This window comes from Methylobacterium sp. WL119 (assembly GCF_008039875.1).
Taxonomy (GTDB): Bacteria; Pseudomonadota; Alphaproteobacteria; order Rhizobiales; family Beijerinckiaceae; genus Methylobacterium.
Genome location: NZ_VRUU01000225.1, coordinates 1 through 1,316, shown reverse-complemented (window position 1 = coordinate 1,316; position 1,316 = coordinate 1). Strand labels below are relative to the sequence as shown.

Genomic DNA, 1,316 nt, shown 5'->3' with positions numbered 1-1,316 from the left:
TTCCTCGGCCTCGTTGGCTACACGCTGGCGGAACTGAAGGGCCAGAACCACCGCAAGCTCGTCACGCCGGCAGAGCGCGACGCGCCGGCCTATCACGCGTTCTGGGACGCATTGCGCAAAGGGGAGTCCCAGACCCGCGAGTTCAAGCGCATTGCCAACGATGGTCGTGCGATCTGGATCCAGGCGACCTATAATCCGGTGCTGGACCGCGCCGGCCGCGTTCGCAAGATCGTCAAGTTCGCGTCCGACATCACCTCGCAGGTTCAGCGCGCGATCGACCATGAAGGCCAGCTTGCTGCCCTCAACCGCTCGCAGGCGGTGATCGAGTTCTCTCTCGACGGCACCGTCCTGACGGCCAACGCCAACTTCCTCGCTGCCGTCGGCTACCGGCTCGATGAGATCCGCGGGCAGCGGCACAGCATGTTCGTCGATGCGGACGAACGGACGGGGGAGGCTTATCGCAACTTCTGGGCTGAGCTGGGACGCGGCGAGTTCATGTCGGGCGAGTTCCGGCGGATCGCCAAGGGGGGGCGAGAGGTCTGGATCCAGGCAACATACAATCCGATCCGTGATCGCGATGGGGTTCCGATCAAGGTGGTGAAGTTCGCGACCGACATCACGGCCCAGGTGCACGAGCGGCAGCGTCGCGCCGAAGCGCAGCAGGCGATCGGCACCGATCTCGACGCGATCGGCCAAGCCGTCGAGAACGTCACCCGTCAGACGGCCGAGACCGCCGGCACGGTGGGGCAGGTGTCCAACGACATCCAGTGCGTCGCCTCGGGCGCGGAGGAGTTATCGGCTTCGGTCGGCGAAATCAGCCAGCAGGTGAGCCATGCCGCGCGGATGGCCGCCCAGGCGGTCGAGCAGGCACAGCGCACGGGCAGCATCGTCGCCGGGCTGAGCGGCCAGGCGGCGCAGATCGGCGACGTGGTGACACTGATCCAGGGCATCGCCGCGCAGACAAACCTCTTGGCCTTGAACGCGACCATCGAAGCAGCGCGCGCCGGCATGGCCGGGAAAGGTTTCGCGGTGGTCGCCTCCGAGGTGAAGGCGTTGGCTGAGCAGACCGCCAAGGCGACCGACCAGATCCGTGAGCAGATCTCCGCCACACAGGCCGCCGCACGCGAAGCCGTGGATGCCATCGGCTCCATCCAGGGAACGATACGCTCGCTCGATGAGGTGTCGGGCGCCATCGCCGCTGCTGTGGAGGAACAGTCCGCCGTGACCCGGGAGATGTCGGGAAGCATGCATACGGCCGCCCACGGGGTGACGACGATCGCCGGAAGCATGGAGGACATCGCCCGGGCAAGCGAGCA

The 1,316-nt window shown here is 66.6% G+C and carries 1 protein-coding gene; it reads left to right on the top strand.

The window, feature by feature from the left end; all coding sequences use genetic code 11:
* Window positions 1-1,316 (top strand): PAS domain-containing protein (locus tag FV227_RS28565; RefSeq protein WP_147860473.1); only part of this gene is annotated, 1,316 nt, incomplete at both ends.